The sequence below is a fragment of the Kitasatospora sp. NBC_01539 genome (assembly GCF_045040525.1).
Classification (GTDB): Bacteria; Actinomycetota; Actinomycetes; order Streptomycetales; family Streptomycetaceae; genus Kitasatospora.
Window position 1 is genome coordinate 6,751,950 of sequence record NZ_CP109390.1, and the last position, 17,518, is coordinate 6,769,467.

Annotated in this window: 15 protein-coding genes; 7 read left to right on the top strand and 8 right to left on the bottom strand. The window is 74.8% G+C overall.

From position 1 onward, the window contains the following. Positions 1-28: 28 nt before the first annotated feature. From OG335_RS29280 to fabG, 3 genes are all read right to left on the bottom strand, one after another. Entirely contained in the window at positions 29-781 is a 753-nt protein-coding gene (locus OG335_RS29280) for a phosphatase PAP2 family protein (RefSeq protein ID WP_405014129.1), read from the bottom strand. A 100-nt stretch (positions 782-881) separates the two neighbouring features. Further along, a complete protein-coding gene (locus OG335_RS29285; protein WP_030272071.1) occupies positions 882-1,073 on the bottom strand; it encodes a hypothetical protein in 192 nt (63 codons plus the stop codon). Between the two features lie 218 nt (positions 1,074-1,291). Then, the gene (gene fabG / locus OG335_RS29290) at positions 1,292-2,059 is read right to left on the bottom strand and encodes a 3-oxoacyl-ACP reductase FabG (RefSeq protein ID WP_405014130.1); all 768 of its coding nucleotides are present in this window, start codon (positions 2,057-2,059) and stop codon (positions 1,292-1,294) included. Positions 2,060-2,518: 459 nt separating this feature from the next. Between fabG and OG335_RS29295 the strand changes: the two genes are divergently transcribed. Continuing rightward, positions 2,519-3,397, top strand: a complete 879-nt coding sequence (locus OG335_RS29295) for a MarR family winged helix-turn-helix transcriptional regulator (protein WP_405014131.1) — start codon at positions 2,519-2,521, stop codon at positions 3,395-3,397. A 103-nt stretch (positions 3,398-3,500) separates the two neighbouring features. Here the strand turns inward: OG335_RS29295 and OG335_RS29300 are convergent, their stop codons facing one another. Next, entirely contained in the window at positions 3,501-4,355 is an 855-nt protein-coding gene (locus OG335_RS29300; protein ID WP_405014132.1) for an aldo/keto reductase, read from the bottom strand. Between the two features lie 461 nt (positions 4,356-4,816). On the opposite strand from OG335_RS29300, the gene OG335_RS29305 reads away from it, so the two are divergent. The 4 genes from OG335_RS29305 to OG335_RS29320 all read left to right on the top strand — a co-directional run bounded on the left by OG335_RS29305 (position 4,817) and on the right by OG335_RS29320 (position 9,854). After that, positions 4,817-6,643, top strand: a complete 1,827-nt coding sequence (locus tag OG335_RS29305; RefSeq protein ID WP_405014133.1) for an ABC transporter transmembrane domain-containing protein — start codon at positions 4,817-4,819, stop codon at positions 6,641-6,643. Further along, the gene (locus OG335_RS29310) at positions 6,622-8,412 is read left to right on the top strand and encodes an ABC transporter ATP-binding protein (RefSeq protein WP_405014134.1); all 1,791 of its coding nucleotides are present in this window, start codon (positions 6,622-6,624) and stop codon (positions 8,410-8,412) included. Before OG335_RS29305 ends, OG335_RS29310 begins: the two co-directional genes overlap by 22 nt. A 183-nt stretch (positions 8,413-8,595) precedes the next feature. Then, the gene (locus OG335_RS29315) at positions 8,596-8,868 is read left to right on the top strand and encodes a LapA family protein (RefSeq protein WP_405014135.1); all 273 of its coding nucleotides are present in this window, start codon (positions 8,596-8,598) and stop codon (positions 8,866-8,868) included. Positions 8,869-9,164: 296 nt separating this feature from the next. Then, on the top strand, positions 9,165-9,854 hold the full coding sequence (locus tag OG335_RS29320) for a spermidine synthase (RefSeq protein WP_405014136.1): 690 nt from the start codon (positions 9,165-9,167) through the stop codon (positions 9,852-9,854). A gap of 102 nt (positions 9,855-9,956) precedes the next feature. Here OG335_RS29320 and OG335_RS29325 read toward each other — a convergent pair whose 3' ends face one another. The 3 genes from OG335_RS29325 to OG335_RS29335 all read right to left on the bottom strand — a co-directional run bounded on the left by OG335_RS29325 (position 9,957) and on the right by OG335_RS29335 (position 15,420). After that, on the bottom strand, positions 9,957-12,212 hold the full coding sequence (locus tag OG335_RS29325; RefSeq protein ID WP_405014137.1) for a glycosyl hydrolase family 18 protein: 2,256 nt from the start codon (positions 12,210-12,212) through the stop codon (positions 9,957-9,959). Between the two features lie 364 nt (positions 12,213-12,576). Beyond that, positions 12,577-14,520, bottom strand: a complete 1,944-nt coding sequence (locus OG335_RS29330; RefSeq protein ID WP_405014138.1) for a hypothetical protein — start codon at positions 14,518-14,520, stop codon at positions 12,577-12,579. A gap of 105 nt (positions 14,521-14,625) precedes the next feature. Beyond that, on the bottom strand, positions 14,626-15,420 hold the full coding sequence (locus tag OG335_RS29335) for a TetR/AcrR family transcriptional regulator (RefSeq protein ID WP_405014139.1): 795 nt from the start codon (positions 15,418-15,420) through the stop codon (positions 14,626-14,628). A gap of 285 nt (positions 15,421-15,705) precedes the next feature. Here OG335_RS29335 and OG335_RS29340 point away from each other — a divergent pair, with 285 nt between their 5' ends. Continuing rightward, positions 15,706-16,359, top strand: a complete 654-nt coding sequence (locus OG335_RS29340) for a molybdopterin-dependent oxidoreductase (protein WP_405015570.1) — start codon at positions 15,706-15,708, stop codon at positions 16,357-16,359. Further along, a complete protein-coding gene (locus OG335_RS29345; protein ID WP_405014140.1) occupies positions 16,343-16,969 on the top strand; it encodes a cytochrome b/b6 domain-containing protein in 627 nt (208 codons plus the stop codon). Before OG335_RS29340 ends, OG335_RS29345 begins: the two co-directional genes overlap by 17 nt. Here the strand turns inward: OG335_RS29345 and OG335_RS29350 are convergent. Continuing rightward, positions 16,942-17,454 (bottom strand): NUDIX hydrolase, encoded by a 513-nt coding sequence (locus tag OG335_RS29350; RefSeq protein ID WP_405014141.1) that lies wholly within the window; start codon positions 17,452-17,454, stop codon positions 16,942-16,944. The genes OG335_RS29345 and OG335_RS29350 overlap by 28 nt on opposite strands. Positions 17,455-17,518: the final 64 nt, after the last annotated feature.

A 17,518-nucleotide genomic window follows, 5' to 3' on the forward strand; every position in this document is an offset into this window, starting at 1 on the left:
ACGGGCCGGCGGGCCGGTCGGCCCGCGCCTACGACGCGGAGACGCCGCCGCGCGACCGTGCGGGTCCGTGGTAGAGCGCGGTGACCCACCGGTCCACGGCGTCCACCAGCGGCTCCGTCCAGGGCAGGGCGAGCAGCACCAGCAGGCCGGCGGCCCACCCGGCGACCACGTCGGAGATCCAGTGGGTGCCCAGGTAGACGGTGGTCAGGCCGATCGAGGCCGCGGTCAGTGCGGCCAGCGCCGCCCCGGTGCGCCGCCACCGCACCGCGAGGTACGCCAGCACGCCCCAGGTCACCACGGCGTTCGCGGTGTGCCCGGACGGGAAGATCGTGCCGCCCGCGAAGAGCTCGGGGGCGTCGATGTAGTGGGCGTAGTGCGGGCCCAGCCGACCGGTGAGGATCTTGACGCCGCCGACCGTGATGTTGAGCAGCAGCAGCGCGGCACCCATCACCACCAGCGGCCGCACGGTGCGCGTCCGGTACGAGCGCCAGCCCAGCCACAGGCACGCCGCGACCGCCGACGGCCCGCGCTGCCCCGCGACGATCCACACGTCGAGCAGCGGCCGCACCTCCGGCCAGCGCTTGTACGGCTTCAGCAGTTCGAGCGACCAGTCGAGCCGCACCAGCGCGGTGTCGGCCAGCACCCCGACGATCACCACGGCGTAGACCAGGGCGGTCACGCCGACGAGCAGCAGACGGAGCCGGTCCGCCGGGCGCCGCGGAGCGGCCGGGAGAACGGGCTCGGCCCGCAGGCCGGGGGAGGGTCGGGTGGAGGCACGCACCCCACGACCCTACCCGCAGGTCCCCGCTGCTCCGGCCGGGCGGTGGAACGCCGAGGGGCCCCGCGCTGTCGCGGGGCCCCTCGGGCGGCACGGCCCGTGCTCAGGGGAGCAGGCGCTCCACGGCGACCCGTCCGTACTTCTGGAGGTCCTGCCGGGCCTTCTCGATCAGCTCCGGGGTGGGCGTGCGGCCGGAGGCCATCACGAGGTCCTCGGGGTCGACGGGGTGTTCGGCCCCGGTGTGCAGCAGATGGTCCGGGGTGGGCATCGATCGGCTGTCAGTGGACTCGGACATGTAGACCTCCGGGTGTGCGAGTACCGGCCCGGGCCGTGAACGGACCCGACCGGTTCCGTCTCCGCCGCCCCGCCGAGGGGCGGCGGACGTCTGCTACCGAGTGTGGACCCTCGGAGGGGCTGATCGCACTGCGACTCCCGGGCGACTCCCGGGCGGGTACCGGATCGGACCGGTGGAGGGCCTGCGCCCGGCCGGTGAAGACCCCGCCGGCCGGCAGGTCAGTCCAGCGGCCCACCGGCGACGTACACGACCTGGCCGGAGACGAAGCCGGCGCCCTCGCTGGCGAAGAAGGAGATGGTGTGGGCGATGTCGTCCGGCGTGCCGACCCGGTTGACCGGGATCTGGGTGGCGGCGGCCTGCTTGAACGCCTCGAACTCCATGCCGACGCGGGCCGCGGTGGCGGCCGTCATGTCGGTGGCGATGAAGCCCGGCGCGACGGCGTTGGCCGTGATGCCGAACTTGCCGAGCTCGATCGCCAGGGTCTTGGTGAAGCCCTGCAGACCGGCCTTGGCGGCCGAGTAGTTGGCCTGGCCGCGGTTGCCCTGCGCGGACGAGGAGGAGAGGTTGACGATCCGTCCGAACCCGGCGTCCACCATGTGCTTCTGCACCGCACGGGTCATCAGGAACGCGCCCTTGAGGTGGACGTTCATGACGGTGTCCCAGTCGGACTCCGACATCTTGAACAGCAGGTTGTCGCGGAGCACCCCGGCGTTGTTCACGAGCACCACGGGGGTGCCGAGTTCGGCGGCGATCCGGTCGACGGCGGCCTGCACCTGGCCGGCGTCGGAGACGTCGGCGCCGACGGCGAGCGCCCGGCCGCCCGCGGCGACGATCGCGTCCACGGTCTGCTTGCCGGCCGACTCCTCCAGGTCGACGACCGCGACGGCGTAGCCGTCCGCCGCCAGCCGGAGCGCGGTCGCCGCGCCGATGCCGCGGGCGGCGCCCGTGACGATCGCGACCCGGACGGTGCTGGACTGCTCGGTCATGCTCGTACTCGTCTCTCTCGGAGGGTGGACGGGCGGCCCCGAGAGCGGTGCCGACCCGAGAGCTCCCCGGAGCGGGCCCGGGGTGAAAGGTGGTACACAGCGTGCTGGGCAAACACCCTACCGGCGGGTAGCCTTCCGGGCCAGGGTGAAGAGTCGCAGGTGACGCAGGGTGAAGGCGGCGGTGCGGCCGGACGGGCGAAACACGTCCTGTCGTGGGCCCGACAGATGGCGGAAATATGCCAACTTTGCCGAACATGCGACTACTATCAGCCCCTGCCTGCCAGGGCGGCTCGACCGTTTGTATAGTGTGCGCCAGCAGCCACCGGCTGCACGGCTGGCGCGCCCTCCCACACAGCAGGTCGCTTACTCGCCGTTACTGCCCCGCTCGGGTGTCCCACACACACCGAGCGTGACACCGGGACGGATTTCATGGTGCTGGGGGAGATCCCGACAACCCGCGTGGCCGGACGACTGCAGCAGTCGCCCGGACACCTCATCCGCGTGGCCCAGCAGGTGCACACCCGCTTGTGGTCCGAGCACGTCGGAGCCGACCTCACGGCTCCGCAGTTCGCCGTGCTCCTCGCGCTCGCCCTGGAGCCCGGTGCCGACCAGCGCACCGTCGGCGAACGGGCGTCGCTGGACAAGGCGACGATGGCCGAGATGGTGGCCCGACTGGTACGGCGCGGCCTGGTGCTGCGCCGCCGCGATCCGGCGGACGGCCGGCGCAAGCTGCTGGCCCTGTCGCAGAACGGGGCCCAGGCGGTCCGTGAGGCGACCGGAGGGGTCGTCCGCGTCCAGCGGACGCTCTTCGAGCCGCTCACACCCGACGAACAGATCGAAATCGTCCGGGTCATGGCCAGGATAGCCCGCCTGGAGCCGGCTGCGGTCGCGGCACTGACCGACGCCCGACCGCTGCTGGACGCGCAGCGCGCGATCGGCTACCTCATCAGGGTGGCACAGCAGGTGCACACCAAGCTCTGGTCCGAGAAGGTCGGCGTCGAGCTGACCGCGCCCCAGTATGCGGTGCTGGACGCGCTCGAATCGGAGCCGGGTGCGGACCAGCGAACGGTCGGCGAGCTCGCCTCGCTCGACAAGGCCACCATGGCCGAGATGGTCAGCCGGCTCGTCCGGCGCGGTCTCGTCCTGCGCCGCCGCGACCCGTCCGACGGGCGCCGCAACCTGCTCTCGCTCTCGCCCGCCGGACAGGAGCTGCTCCACCGCTCCGCCTCCGGAGTGCGGGAGGTGCAGGAACTGCTGCTCGGGCCGCTGGAGCCGCACGAGCACCAGGCCGCCCTGGTGCTGCTCGCCAAGACGGCACGACTGGCCGACGAGGCGTAACGATTCGGCACGGACGGGCTCGCCCGGTCCCTGCCCGAGGGCCGTCACCTGTGCGGGGTGGCGGCCCTCGGTCGTGCCGCGGACGCACCGCGGCACCGCGCGGTCAGTTCCAGTCGAAGGACTGCGGGTCCGGGCCGATCCGGCCGCCGTTCGCGATCCCGTCGATCGCCGCGAGGTCGTCGGCGTCCAGCTCGAAGCCGGCCACGTCGATGTTCTCCTTGATCCGCGACGGCGTCACCGACTTCGGGATCGCGATCACGTTGCTCTGCAGGTGCCAGCGCAGCACCACCTGGGCCGCCGTGCGGCCGTGCTTCTCCGCGATCCGTGCCAGCGCCGGCTCGCCCAGCAGCGCCCCGCCCTGGCCGAGCGGGCTCCACGCCTCGGTCGCGATGCCGTGCTCGTCGTGGAAGGCCCGCAGCTCGCGCTGCGGGAAGTACGGGTGCAGCTCGACCTGGTTGAGCACCGGCACCACCGCGCTCTCCTGCAGCAGCACCTCCAGCTGCTGCGGGCCGAAGTTCGAGACGCCGACCGAGCGGGCGCGGCCGTCCGCGGCCAGCTCCTCGAACGCCTTCCACACGTTGCCGAACGTGCCGTGCACCGGCCGCGGCCAGTGGATGAGGTACAGGTCGACGTGGTCCAGGCCCAGCTTGGCCAGCGATTCGTCGAACGCGCGGAGCACGGCGTCCCGGCCCCGGCGGCCGGACCAGTCCACGGTGCCCGAGTTCCACAGCTTGGTGGTGACGAACAGCTCCTCGCGGGCGACGCCCGACTCGGCGATCGCCGTGCCCGTGCCGGTCTCGTTCTCGTAGACGGACGCGGTGTCGATCGAGCGGTAACCCGCCTCGATCGCCGCGCCGACGGCCGGCGCCGCCTCCGCGTCCGGGACCTGCCAGACGCCGAACCCGAGCTGCGGGATCACCGCGCCGTTGTTGAGCGTGACAGTGGGAATGGTGCTCACGGGAAGGGGTGCCCTCCTGGTCGTCCGACGGCTTCCGCAAGCGCCCAACTTCCGACACCGGAGGATCATTCCCGGACGGAGGGAAATCCTTCCGGACCGGTGAACCCGCCCCGGCCCCCCACCCCGTATTCACCGGGCGCGCTCCACGCCTTCACCCCGCACGCGCAGCGCCGCCCGCACGCGCCGCGCCGCACGCACCGCACCGCACCGCACCGTGGCCGGAACCCCTCGGGCCGGGCGGAAAACCTGTTGCGCGGGCCGCTGCCGAGCGGGCACGCTCGGTGACCATGATGTCCTGAACTCCGCCTCCGAGCGGCCGGGCGCCCCGCCTCCCCCGAGCGGTCCCCCCGCCGTCCCGCCTCCTCCCCGCCCAGGCCGCAGCACCCGCCGCCGGGCCCCAAGCCGCGCCCGCGACCCGGGCCCGCGCGCCCCCTGTCCCGTACCACCCGTAACGGAGCGTCATGCCGCTCACACCCCTGCCGCTGCACGACCCCGGCAGTCCCGACCTCACCACCCCGCTGGGCTTCCTGCGCTGGCTCTCCCGCTCCCAGCGACGCGGCCAGGTGCTCGCCACCTGCTGGGGCGTCCTGGAGATGGGCTGCCAGGCCGCCCTGCCGCTCGCCCTCGGCCTCGGCATCCAGGGCGCCGTCGACGGCGACACCGACGCGATCCTGCGGGCCGCGGCCCTCGCCGTCCTCCTCGCCGCCGTCCAGGCCACCGGCACCGTGCTCCTGCACCGCCAGGCCGTCTGGAACTGGATCACCTGCGCCGCCCACGTCCGCCAGCTCGTCGCCCGGCAGGCCTCCCGCCTCGGCGCCGGCCTCTCCAGCCGCATCGCCACCGGCGAGATCGTCGCCGTCAGCAGCGGCGACGTCGAGAAGATCGGCTGGTACGTGGAGCTCACCGCCCGCGTCCGGGCCGCCGTCATCGTCTGGCTCGGCGTCAGCCTCGTCGTACTCGTCCGGCAGCCCCTCCTCGGCAGCGCCGTCCTGCTCGGCGTCCCCGTCCTCGCCGCGTCCGTCTGGCCGCTGCTCGGCCCCTTCGAACGCCGCTACGCCGAGCAGCGCGCCCTCGGAGGCAAGGCCACCGAACTCGCCGCCGACACCGTCGCCGGCCTGCGCGTCCTGCGTGGCATCGGCGGCGAGAAGCTCTTCCTCGACCGCTACCGCGCCGCCTCCCAGAAGGTGCGCGGCGCCGCCGTCCGCGCCGCCCGCATCTGGTCCCTCATGCAGGCCCAGCAGGTCCTCCTGCCCGGCCTCTTCGTCGTCGGCGTCACCTGGTACGGCGCCCACCTCGCCGCCACCGGACAGCTCGCCATCGGCGAACTCGTCGCCGTGTACGGAGCGACCGCCTTCCTCGCCGCGCCGCTGCGCATCCTCGGCGAGGCCGCCCACGCCTGGTCCGTCGCCCGGGTCTCCGCCGGCCGGGCCACCCGCGTCCTCGCGCTCCGGCGTACCGCGGACACCGCCGCCGCCGACGCCGCCCTCACCCGCCCCGAGCGGTCCGACCTCCACGACCCGCTGACCGGGCTGACCGCCCGCGCCGGGCGGCTCACCGCCGTCGTCTGCGGCGACCCGGACTTCGCCGGCACGCTCGCCGCCCGCCTCGGCGGCCACGTGCCACGGGCCGACGGCGAGCAGCCCACGCCGTCCGTCCGGCTCGGCGGCACCCCGCTCGACCGCGTCCCGCTGGCCGACGCCCGCACCGCCGTCCTCGTCCACGACAAGGAGCCCGTGCTGCTCTCCGGCACGCTCGCCGAACTCCTCGACGTACCCGGCGCCGGCCGCGTCGACCTCGCCGACGCCCTCGCCGCCGCCCGCGCGGAGGACGTCCTCGACGCCCTCGTCGACGGCTCGCCCGAGTGCGACGGCGACCCCATGCGCGCCCGCATCACCGAACGCGGGCGCTCCCTCTCCGGCGGCCAGCGCCAGCGGCTCGCCCTGGCCCGCGCCCTCGTGGCCGACCCGCCGGTGCTCGTCATGGACGAACCCACCAGCGCCGTCGACGCGCACACCGAGTCCAGGATCGCCGCCGGCCTGCGCAAACTGCGCGGCGGACGCACCACCGTCGTCCTCGCGACCAGCCCGCTGCTGCTCGACCAGGCCGACACCGTCGTGCTGATCCAGGACGGCCGGGTCGTCGCCGACGGCACCCACCGCGACCTGATGGCCGACGAACCGCGGTACCGCGCCGTCGTCACCCGCGAGGACGACCCCACCCCCACCCCCGGCGCCCCGGCGACCGGCCGCACCCCCGAGGAGGCGGTATGCGCATCCCAGGAGGGCTGAAGCCCCCCAGCACCCAGGAGCAGGGACCGGCCACCATGCTCCCGGTGGCCGGCCCGGCCACCGTCCGCGCCTACGTGCGGCTGCTCGGCCGCCGCCACCGGCTCGGCTTCACCACCGTCGTCGCCCTGCACTCCGTGGCCACCGTGGCCGGCCTCGTCGGCCCGTGGGTGCTCGGCTCCCTCGTGGACTCGCTCGCCGACGGCACCGCCGCCGACCGCATCCCCGGCGCCGTCACCTGGTACCTCGGCGCGCTCGTCGTGCAGTCCGTCTTCATGGGGCTGTCACGGCTGCGCGGCAGCATCCTCGGCGAGGAGGTCCTCGCCGACCTCCGCGAGGACTTCCTCGTCCGCTCGGTCGCCCTGCCGCCCGGCGTCCTCGAACGCGCAGGCACCGGCGACCTCGTCTCCCGCGGCACCACCGACATCGACCGGCTCGCCAAATCCGTCCGCGAGGCCGTCCCCGAGCTCGCCGTCGCCGTGGTCTCCGTCGTCCTCGTCCTCGGCGCGCTCCTGATCACCTCGCCGCTGCTCGCCGCCACCTCCCTGATCGGCCTGCCGCTGCTGCTCGCCGGCTCCCGCTGGTACTTCCGGCGCGCCCCCCAGTCCTACCGGGCCGAGTCGGCCGGGTACGCCGCGGTCAACACCGTGCTCGCCGAGACCGTCGACGCCGGGCGCACCGTCGAGGCGCTCCGCCTCGGGGACGCCCGGATCCGGCTGACCGACCGCAAGATCGGCGAGTGGACGGCGTGGGAGCGCTACACGCTCTGGCTGCGCTCGGTCTGGTTCCCCACGGTCGACGCGACGTACGCACTCGCCGTGCTCGGCACCCTCACCCTCGGCGGCGTCTTCGCCGTGCACGGCTGGATCGACGTCGGCCGGCTCACCGCCGGCGTGCTCTACGCCCAGGCGCTCGTGCACCCCGTCGACCTGATCCTGCGCTGGTACGACGAGCTGCAGATCGGCCAGGCCTCGCTGGCGCGGCTGGTCGGCGTGCGCGAGGTCGAGGACCCGGACACCGACGGGTCGCTCCACCCGGACGGCCGGCGCGTCACCGCCGAGGAGGTGCGCTTCGGCTACCGCGAGGGCGCCGACGTGCTGCACGGCATCAGCCTCGACGTCGCCCCCGGCACCCGGGTGGCCCTGGTCGGCCCGTCCGGCGCGGGCAAGTCGACGCTCGGACGGCTCCTCGCGGGCATCTACGCCCCGGGCCGCGGCCGGGTGACCCTCGGCGGCGCCGAACTCGCCGCCATGCCCCCCGAGCGGGTCCGCGCCGAGGTGGCCCTGGTCAACCAGGAGCACCACGTCTTCGTCGGCACGCTGCGCGACAATCTGCGGCTCGCCCGGCCGGACGCGGACGACACCGAACTGCGCGCCGCGCTCGCCGCCGTCGACGCCGAGGAGTGGGCCGACGCCCTGCCGGAGGGCCTGGACACCGAGGTCGGCGCGGGCGGCACCGCACTGACCCCGGCCCAGGCCCAGCAGCTCGCGCTGGCCCGGCTCGTCCTGGCCGACCCGCACACCCTCGTCCTGGATGAGGCGACCTCGCTGCTCGACCCGCGCGCCGCCCGGCACCTGGAGCGCTCGCTCGCCCGCGTGCTGGACGGGCGGACGGTCATCGCGATCGCCCACCGCCTGCACACCGCGCACGACGCGGACGTGATCGCCGTCGTCGAGCAGGGCCGGATCAGCGAGTACGGCAGCCACCCCGAGCTGGTCGCGGCCGACGGCGCCTACGCGGCGCTGTGGAGGTCGTGGCGCGACGAGCGCTGAGACCGGCGCGGGCCGCACCCCGGCGCGGGCCGCACCCCGGCGCGGGCCGCACCCCGGCCGGGCCGTCACGGCCGGGGTGCGGCGGGCCGCGGCCCGCCACGCGGACGGCCGGGTTGCGCCGCCCGGTCCGACCCGGGCGGCGCAATACCGGAAAACCGTGCCGTACCGGCGCAGACTGGCAGAGTGACCAAGACATCGGGTGGTTCCTCCGGCGGTACGACGGGCGGTCCGAAGGACGGCAGGCTGCGGGGCGACATCGCGGGCGTGCCGACCCGCTACATCGCCATCGGCGTCCTCGTGGTGCTCGCGGTCTGGTTCCTCTTCGCCAACCTCGACAAGGTGAAGATCCAGTTCTGGGTGTTCACCGTGACGGCCCCGCTGTGGATCGCCCTGCTGGCCACCCTGCTGGCCGGCGGGGTGCTCGGCTGGCTGCTCAAGGGCCGCCGGGACCGATGAGCCCCGCCGCCCCGCCGCTCGTCGAACTCCGCGGCGTCAGCGAGCACTGCGGCGTCAGCGAGCACTACGGCGTCGACGAGTACTGCGGCGACCTGCACGTGCTCCGGACACCGACCTCACCGTCGGCCGTGCCGCCGTGCAGCCCGGCGCGGGGGCTGCGCCCCGACCTGTCGGGGCGTCAAGGGGCGCTGCCGGGAGGGCAGTCGGTGCCACGCCGGGTATTCGGAGTGCCCCGGTGCGTCGCGGCCGGTTAAGGTCGGCTGGACACGACCTGAACTTCCGCGAGGTGCCGTCCGATGACCCAGCTGCCCGTCAGGGATGCAGCCGACAACGCCCCCGTCACGCTGGACCGGCGCGAGGGCCCGTACGGTGAGGTGGTGCTGCGGCGCCGCGGCGGGCACCTGGAGATCATCGCCAACGGCTGCTTCCTGATGGACACCGCGGACGGCCGTTCCGAGCGGCTCCTCGTGCAGGCGGCCCTGGACCGGCTGGACGTCCCGCGGCCCGCGGTGCTCATCGGCGGCCTGGGGGTGGGCTTCTCGCTCGCGTACGCGGCGGCCGAACCGCGCTGGGGTGCCGTCGCGGTCGTGGAGCGGGAGGGCGCGGTGATCGACTGGCACCGGACCGGGCCGCTCGCCGCGTACTCCGCCGGGGCGCTGGACGATCCGCGGGTGGTGGTGCTGCACGCCGACCTGGTCGCCCACCTGGCGGGGGCGGGCCCGTCGTACGACGCGCTCTGCCTCGACATCGACAACGGGCCGGACTGGACGGTGGACGAGGCCAACGACGGCCTGTACGGCCCGGCGGGGCTGGCCGCCGCCCGCCGGCGGCTCAACCCCGGCGGGGTGCTGGCGGTGTGGAGCGCGAAGCCGTCCGCGGCCTTCGAGGACGCGCTGCGGGCGGCGGGCTTCGCCGACGTGCACACCCTGGAGGTGGCGGTCGCACGCGGCGTGCCCGATGCGGTGCATCTGGCACGCCGCGTGTGAGACCGGCCGTGACACCGGCCGTGACACCAGTTGTGGCGCAGGCCGTTTCGCCGACCGTTTCGCCGACCGCGACACCGGCTGTGACGCCGGTGAACGGGCTTGCTACTTCAGGCCGTTGTCCACCGCGGTCATGAGTTCGCCGCCGGCGGTGTCGCCGTCGAAGGACCAGATCATGGCCCCCGCCAGCCCCTGTGCCTTGATCCACGCGGTCTTGCGGGCGATCTCCGTGGGGTCGTCGTAGGTGTAGAGGACGTTCCCGTTGTAGATGTACGCGTGACCGGCCACCGGGTCGCGGTAGACGGTGTAACCGCCGCTCGCGGCCATCTCCTTGAGCTTGTGGTAGTCCTCGTACCCGGCCTCGTAGGTGCCGGGTGCGGCGCCGGTGGAGGTCTGGAACAGGCCGTTGGTGGTGCCGCGCGGCACGCCCTGCCAGCCGCGTCCGTAGAACGGGATGCCGAGGGTCAGCTTGCTCTTCGGGGCGCCGCCGCCGACGTAGGCGTTGATGGCGATCTCGGAGCTGAACCGGCGGTCGGCGGCACTGGGGTCACCGGCCGGGAGGGTCAGCGCGGACTGCTGGTTGGTGGTCGGCTCCCACGCGCCGTGGTAGTCGTAGCCCTGGATGGTGGCGAAGTCGAAGGCGCCGAACAGGCCGGGGATGTCGATGCCCGCCGAGATCTTCGCCGGGTCGGCCGGCAGGAAGGCGCTCAGCGTGTAGTGCTTGCCGTTGGTGGTGCCGAGCGCGTCCAGCTGGCGGCGGAACTCCTGTGCCAGCAGCGTGTAGTTGGCCTTGTCGGCGGGCTTGAAGACGTTGCCGAGGTGCCCGTCGGAGTTGGGCCACTCCCAGTCGAGGTCGATGCCGTCGAAGATGCCGGCGGCCGAGCCTGCGCCGCCGCGGCCGTCGACGACCGGCAGGTTGCCCTTGATGTACATGTCGATGCAGGAGCTCACCAGCGCCTTGCGGGAGGCGTCGGTGGAGGCCGCGTCGGAGAACCACTTGCTGTACGACCAGCCGCCGAGCGAGATCTGGATCTTCAGGTCAGGGTGCTTGGCCTTCAGCTGCTTGAGCTGGTTGAAGTTGCCGGCCAGCGGCTGGTCCCAGGTGTCGGTGGTGCCGGCCACGGAGGTGCCCGCGTCCCAGCCCTTGCCGAAGTCGGCCCAGGCGTCGCCCGCGCCGTCACCGGCGTTCGGGTCGGAGTCGTTGCCGGCCGCCTTGTTGGTGAGGAAGCACTGCTTGGTCGTCGGGTGGATGTTGGCGAACGCGTAGTTCAGCGTGGTGAGCTTCGCGGCGCTGCCGGAGGTCTCCAGCTGCTTCACGCTGTAGCCGCGCGAGTAGATCGACCACTGCGTGAAGTAGCCGATCTTCAGGCCGGCGCTGCCCCCGCCGCCCTTCTGGGTGCGGGCGGCGACCGCGTTGGAGGCCGGGGAGGTGTTGCCGGCGGCGTCCCTGGCCTTCACCGTGAAGGTGTAGGCGGTGTCGGCGGCGAGGCCGCCGACGGTGGCCGAGGTGCCGCTCACGGTGGTGGCGATCGTGCCGCCGTTGTACACGTCGTAGGCGGTCACCCCGACGTTGTCCGTGGCCGCTCCCCAGGTGAGCGAGACCGAGCTCGACGTGGCGCCCGTGGCGAGGGGCGTGCCGGGAGCGGTCGGCGCCTGGGTGTCGGTGCCGGTCGGCACGGTCACGGTGACCGGACCTGCCGGGGTCGAGCGGTTGCCCGCGGCGTCGAAGGCGACGACGGTGAAGCTGTGCGCGCCCGCCGCGAGACCGGTGACGGTGGCCGAGGCGCCGGTCACGGTGGCCCGCTTGGTGGTGCCCTCCAGCACGTCGTAGCCGGCCACGCCGACGTTGTCGCTGGAGGCCGTCCAGGTGAGCGCCGCACCGTTGGTGCCGCTGAGCGCGCCCGTCAGGCCGCCGGGTGCGGTGGGTGCGGTGGTGTCGCCCCCGCCGCCGCCGCTGCACGGGCTGCCGTTGAGCTTGCAGTTGGCGAGCGGCGCGTACGCGCCCGAGTAGGCGATGTTGAAGCCGAAGTTGTACGAGGCGCCGACGGCGATGACCGGCTGCCAGCTCGGGTTCTTCACGGTGACGTGCGAGGCGGCGGTGGTGTAGGTCGCGTTCCACAGCGAGCCCACGGTGTTGCCGGTGGGCAGGTCGAACTCGAGCGTCCAGCCGTTGATCGGGGCCGTGCTGCCGTTGGTGATGGTGTAGCTGCCACCGTAACCGGTGCCCCAGTCCTGGTCCTTGGTGAAGGTGGCGGTCGCACCGGCGGCGTGGGCCGCGGTGGCGGGGAGCGCGACCGCGAGGAACGGTGCGAGCAGGGTTCCCGCGGCGAGCAGCGGGAGGCGGAACCGACGTCTGCGCATGGGTGTGAGCTCCTGTCCGGGAGCACGCCGGACCGTCACCGGACCAGGGCTCCGCGACCTGTGGGGAAGGTGCCAGGTGCAGGGCTCCGACCGCGACGGCGCGGCGGAGCCGGGTCCCCGGGGCCGTCGGGTTGCCGCGGAGGTCCTGTCCGGGAGCGTAGGGACCTCCGGACGGAAGGGCAATAGGTCTGGACCATCGCGCAGTGACGGAGACGTGACGGATCGTCGACACCGATCGGACCTCGGCAGCCGCGGACGAGGCGGCGGCGGGTGGCGGTGGTGCCCGGAACGGCCGACGGCCGGGCGGGACGGTGCGCAGGGCACTCGTCCCGCCCGGCCGTCGCCGGGGCGTGCTCCGTCGGCCTCAGCCGAAGGGGTGGTACGCCGGGGGCGCCTCCGGTGCGGCCTGCTCCGCGGCGGGTGCGGCAGGCGCGGCCGACGTCGGGGCGGGCGGTGCGAAGGGGTTGAAGTCCGGCGGGGGTACGCGGACCGGCGTGCCCTTGCCGGGCGCCGCACCCTGCTCCTCCGCCTCCTCCGCCGCGGGTGCGGCAGGGGTGGGGGCGGGCGGGGCGAAGGGGTTGAAGTCCGGCGGGGGTACGCGCACCGGCGTGCCCTTGCCGGGCCCGGCCGGCGCAGGAGCCGCCGCCACCGGGACGGGTGCGGCCACAGGCCGAGGCGTCGGCGCCGCTGCCGCCGGGGCGGTGGTCACGGTGCCGAACGGGTCGAGCGGCGCGTTGGCGACCACCGTGCCGAACGGGTCGGCCGTGGCCGGGGCGGGAGCCGCCGCCACCGGCACGGGTGCGGGCGCCGCCGGGGCCGCTGCGCCGCCGGTCGGGGCGGGCGGGGCGAAGGGGTTGAAGTCCGGCGGGGGTACGCGCACCGGCGTGCCCTTGCCGGCCCCGGGCGCCGCACCCTGCTCCTCCGCCGCGGGTGCGGCAGGGGCGGGGGCGGGCGGGGCGAAGGGGTTGAAGTCTGGCGGCGGGACGCGGACCGGCGTGCCCTTGGGCCTCTCCGGCGCGGGCTCCGCGACGGCGGCCACCGGCACGGGTGGTACGGCCGGTACCGGCACGGCGGGTGCGGGCACGGCGGGTACGGCCGGCGGTGCGGGCGCGACGGGCGGTGCGGGCGGCATCGGGGGCATCGCCGGGGCGGCCTGCGCCGGGGCGTACGGCTGCTCCGCGACGGGCTGCGGCGGGGGCACGGGGGCGGGCACGGGGGCGGGCGCCTGCACCTGGGCCGGTGCGGCGGGCCGAGTGCCGGCGACGCCGTCCCAGCCGAGCTGGACGCTCAGCAGCACCTGCGCGAACACCTCGGTGTAGAGCTCCCAGTCCTCCGCCTGCACCGTGCCGAGCTGGAGGGTGAGCGTGGTGGCACCGTCCGGGAGCGGCACGAAGGCCTCGACCACGGAACCGGCGACCCACTGCTGCGCGCCGTCCGCGCCGAGCGGGGCCGGCACGGCGGTGCTGCGCGGTTCGACCAGCAGGGCGGCCGGTCCGGCGGGCAGCAGCACCGTCCACACCTCGGCGTGCGGGCGGGCGTCGGCGAGCCGGTGGGCGGTCTCGTCGGCGGGGCCGTGCACGGGGTGCAGGGCGACGGTCAGCGAGGCGCGGGTGCGGCGGTCGGCGGCGCGCAGCGCGGCGAGGCCGGCGAACACGACACCCGCCTCGGCGGCCCCGGCGGCGAGCGACGCCGCGATCACCGACCACTCGCGGCGGGCGGCGGGGCCGCTGCCCGCGAAGAGCTCCTCGGCGACCTCGGCGAGGTGGCCGGCCACGGCCGCGTCGTCGCCGTGCGCGGTCAGCGGATGGAAGACGGACGGTACGACCAGGCGCACCTCCACGCCGGAGCCGGTGGACAGTTCCTCCGGTCCGCGGGTGGGGCGCTCGGAGGCGAGCGCGGCCAGCGGCCGCGCGAAGGGCGGACGCTGCGCGGCGTCGCCGGCCTGCGGCACCGCGGGCAGCCGGAAGGCGTCCGCGGTGACCGGGGCGCCGCCGCCGACGGGGACGCCCCGCACGTGGCCGGCGCCGTAGCGGGCGGCCAGGGCGGCGACCGCACCGGTCGCCGGGCCGGGTCGCCGGGCCGGGCCGGCGGAGACGACGGTGCCGAGCCCGCGTACCGTCAGCAGGCCCGTCCCGGCGGCGCCGAGGCGCAGGCCGAACAGCCCGTCGGCGGAGGGGTGGGCGTCACGGCGGAAGGCCGCCAGCGTGTCCAGCGGGTAGTGCGTGGACCGTTCGTCCAGCAGAGTCTCGGCCAGTACGTCGAGTGTGGCCGCGATCCGCTCCGCGCCCGCGAAGCCGTCCAGGGTCATGCGCCGAGCCCCCTCGCTCTCGGTGGAAAATCTGTCCACTTTCTATCAGACCCGGTGGACGGCACGGCCCGTGCGGGCGGCACCGGGCCGGTGGGGGAGGTGCCGTCAGGAGGCGTCGTCGCCGGCGAGGCGGCCCAGGGCCCCGGCCATGCCGTCGACGGCGAGCAGGCCCAGCAGGTCGCGGGCCAGGCCGGCGGCCGGCCCGTCCGCGTGCTCCTCGGCGAGGAACGTCGCGAACTCCGCGGCGAGCGCCGGTTCGCGGGCCGCCGTCAGGGCGAGTGCGGCGACCAGCTCCTGCACCAGCTGCAGCTGCAGGGTTTCGCGGGGTACGGCGCGTTCGCCGAGCCAGTCGAGGGAGCTGATCTCGGCGTTGGCGATCCACGCCCGGACGGTGCGGCGGACGCCCGGGCTGGGCTCGGCCGGCGCGAGGTGCAGCAGGATCTGCTCCTGTGCGGCGCGCCGCACCTCGTCGATCACCGCGCTGGTACCCGGCCCGGACGTCACCGAGCCGCCGCGCAGCAGGGCCGCGAAGCCGGGGCCGTGGCTCTCCACGAAGTCGAGGTAGCGGTCCATGACCCGCAGGAGGCGTTCGGAGAGCGGGCCCTCGGGGGGCTCCTCGAAGCGGGCGGCGAGCTCGCGGCCCGCCCGGCGCAGCGACTCCTCGTAGATCGCCTGCTTGCCGGGGAAGTAGTGGTACACCAGCGGGCGGGAGGCGCCGGCGGCGGCCGCGATGTCGTCGATCGACACGTCCTCCGGGGGATGGCGGCTGAAGAGGTCCAGGGCCACCGTGATCAGCTGCTCCCGCCGCTCGTCGACGCTGAGGCGGCGGCGCGGGGCCTTCTCGGCGCGGGCGGGCCGTTCCTCCGAGCTGGGCGCCGCCGGGGGCGTACGGGAAACCATGGCGCCACCCTACCGAGGCCCGGCCCCCGGCATGATCGTCCGCCCGTCCGCCCGTCCGCCCGTCCGCCCGCCCGTCCGCCCGTCCGCCCGTCCGCCCGTCCGCCCGTCCGCCCGTCCGCCCGGCCCGGAAGCGGCCCGAAGCGCCCCCGCGGCCGGCCGAGGACCTGACGAAAGTCTGACGGACACCCTCCGCCCCTGGTCACGGGCGGGCGACGGTGGTCGAATCGTGGTGTGAACGAATCCTCCGGAACGGGTACGCCGGTCGGGCGCCGCGTGGTGCTCGGCATGCTGGGCCTCGGCGCGGCCGGCGTCGCCGCCGGGCCCTCGCTGCAACGCGCGGTCGAGGCGGTGACCAGCCGCGACCCGACCGGTCTGAGTGGTGTGCTGCCCGGCGGCGGGGGCTTCCGGTACTACTCGGTGGTGTCCTCCGTGCCGAACCGCGACGCCTCCGACTACGCGCTGACGGTGGACGGCCTCGTCGAGCGCCCCGCCTCCTACCGCCTCGCCGACCTGATGGCGATGGAGCAGACCCGGATCGTGCACGACGTGCAGTGCGTCACCGGCTGGCGGGTGCCGGCCACGCCCTTCGAGGGGGTGCGGCTCAGCCGGCTGCTGGAGCTCGCCGGGGTACGGGACGGCGCCACGGCCGTCCGCTTCACCTGCTTCGACGGGGAGTACTCCGAGAGCCTCACCCTCGACCAGGCCCGCCGCGACGACGTCCTGGTCGCCGTGAAGATGCAGGACCGGCCGGTGACCCACGCGCACGGCGGCCCGGTGCGGCTGTACGTCGCGCCGATGTACTTCTACAAGTCGGCGAAGTGGCTCTCCGGCATCACCGTCACCCCCACCGTCCGGCCCGGCTACTGGGAGAACTACGGCTATGACGTCGACGCCTGGGTCGGCCGCTCCAACGGACGCGACGATGCCCCCACCGGCTGACGGCGGCAGGGTCCGCCGCTTCGCCCGCGCCGAGCGGTGGGTGCACCGCACCACGGCCGGCCTGATGCTGGTCTGCCTGGCGACCGCGCTGGTGCTCTACTACCCGCCGGTCTCCGAACTGGTCGGCCGGCGGCGGCTGGTCGTCGTGGTGCACGAGTGGTGCGGCCTGATGCTGCCGGTGCCGCTGCTGCTCGGCCTCGCCTCCCGGGCGCTGCGCGCCGACCTGGGGCGGCTCAACCGCTTCACCGCGAGCGACCGGCAGTGGCTTCGCGCGGTGCGCCGCCGCTCCTGGGACCGCCCGGCGGGCAAGTTCAACGCCGGTCAGAAGCTGTACGCGTCGTGGATCGCCGGTGCGGTGCTCGTCATGCTCGGCACCGGGCTGCTGATGTGGTTCACCCACCTCGCGCCGCTGGTGTGGCGCACCGGCGCGACCTTCGTCCACGACTGGCTGGCGGTGGCCGTGGCGGTCGCGGTGGGCGGCCACGTCTGGATGGCGGTGCGCGACCCGGAGGCCCGGCGCGGCATGCGCACCGGGTCCGTCGACCCGCTGTGGGCCGTCCGCGAGCACCCCGAGTGGGATCCTCAGGACGACCGGCGGAGCTCCAGGTAGCGGCGGTAGGCCTCGCGGCCGTCCGACACGAACTCCCACACGGCCAGCCGCTCGTCGAGCTCCTGCGCGGTCAGCCAGCCGTGCCAGGCGACCTCCTCGACCTGCGGCTGCACCGGGCCGTCCCAACGGGCCTCGTAGACGTCGCACCACCACGACAGGCCGTTCTCCGCGTAGAGGTACTTGAACAGCGGCACCGGCCGCACCCCCTGCACGCCGAGCTCCTCCTCGGCCTCGCGGACGGCCGCCTGCGCGTACGTCTCGCCCGCGCCGACCACGCCGCCGACGAAGCAGTCGTACGCGCCGGGGGCGAAGAGCTTGGTGTCGGTGCGGCGGTGCACGAAGATCCGGTCCTGCGGGTCGCGGACGAGGATGAACACGCAGCGGTGGACGAGGCCGTCGCGGTAGACCTCGGCGCGGGTGGCGGTGCCGACCACCCGGTCCTGCGCGTCGACCACGTCCAGCACTTCTTCGGCGGGGTTCGTCATGGTGCAGCACGCTACCGGGGTCGGCGCCGCCGGGGCTGCCGGACTATCGTTCGACCGGGGGGTA